General features: G+C 32.1%; 1 protein-coding gene. It reads left to right on the top strand.

Annotated features, from left to right (window positions below):
* Positions 1 to 129: 129 nt before the first annotated feature.
* A complete protein-coding gene (locus QWY78_RS09250; protein WP_290219085.1) occupies positions 130 to 1,299 on the top strand; it encodes a hypothetical protein in 1,170 nt (389 codons plus the stop codon).
* Positions 1,300 to 1,386: the final 87 nt, after the last annotated feature.

The raw sequence follows: 1,386 nt of genomic DNA, 5'->3' as shown, positions 1-1,386 counted from the left end.
CTAAAATCACTTCCTTTACAATGATACAGTATCTGAATTTTTTCGTTTTTAAAAGAAGTATAAATAAAACAAAAATTAATTTATGCTAAATGCACAACAGGTTCAGTCAAGTATGATTATGACGCTAATTTGATTTTTGATGGTGTAAAAAAGTTTACAGCCAATACCACTTGGACCAATAATGTTGCTTATACCACAGTCACAAGCACTACTTATTCAAGTTTTGAACTTTTCAAAAGAAAAGTAGCAGATGAGGATGATAATATTTCTTATGTTTTTACCAATAAACTCGGACAAAAAGTACTCACGAGAAAAATAAATCTTCATTCGGACGGTAAAACGACGGGAACACTGCAGGAAATTGACACTTATTACATTTATAATGAATATAATCAATTGGTCTGTGTCGTGCCACCTTTAGCTGCAAAAATCACTTTAACACAAGATGTATTAGATAAATTATGTTTTCAGTATAGATATGATGACCAAGGAAGATTGGTGGAAAAGAAATTACCTGGAAAAGGATTTGATAGATCATCCAATAAATGGATTTGGGATTCATTTGTTTATGACCAACAAGATCGGTTGGTGGCAATGCAGGATTCTAATCTAAAGCTACAAGGAAATAAATGGCTGTATACGCAGTATGATCAGTTCTCCAGACCCGTAGCAACTGGAATTTGTAATGCTTTTGATACAAGTAGAGAAGATGAACAAAACTTTGTCGATACTAAAGGAAGTAATAATACCACCCGAAACAACAATATAGTAATCAATTATAGTGGCATGGATGTTTATTACAACATTGCTACTTCGTATCCGCAATCCAGTAAAGTGACAGCATTGTTATCATTAAACTATTATGACACTTATCCTACCGGAACACCAACTGTTGCTTCTCCAATTTTAGGTCAAGAGGTTTTAAGTACAAACGCTATTAATTCCAATATAAGCACCAAAAGTTTTCCCACCGCGTCATTTGTGAAAAATATTAGTGAAGACAAATGGACAAAAAGTTATGTGTGGTACGATACTATGGGAAGAAGTATAGCTGCAAATTCAGCCAACCATTTAGGCGGTTTTACAACCACAGAAACGGAACTTGATTTTGTAGGAATGCCAAAAAAAACAATTACTAAAAACAGCAGAACAAGTTCAATTAAGCCAAATGTTACTATTGAAGAAAATTTTACTTATGATGACCAATACAGATTAAAAAAACATGAGCATGAAGTAATAGGAAAATCACCAAAAGAAACTTTAGCAGAATATATTTATGATGACCTGTTGTGCATTTAGCATAAATTAATTTTTGTTTTATTTATACTTCTTTTAAAAACGAAAAAATTCAGATACTGTATCATTGTAAAGGAAGTGATTTTAGAT

The sequence above is a fragment of the Kaistella yonginensis genome, assembly GCF_030409525.1.
GTDB classification, from domain to species: domain Bacteria; phylum Bacteroidota; class Bacteroidia; order Flavobacteriales; family Weeksellaceae; genus Kaistella; species Kaistella yonginensis.
Note: the sequence above shows the minus strand (reverse complement) of the source record. Positions and strands in the feature narration are given on the sequence as shown.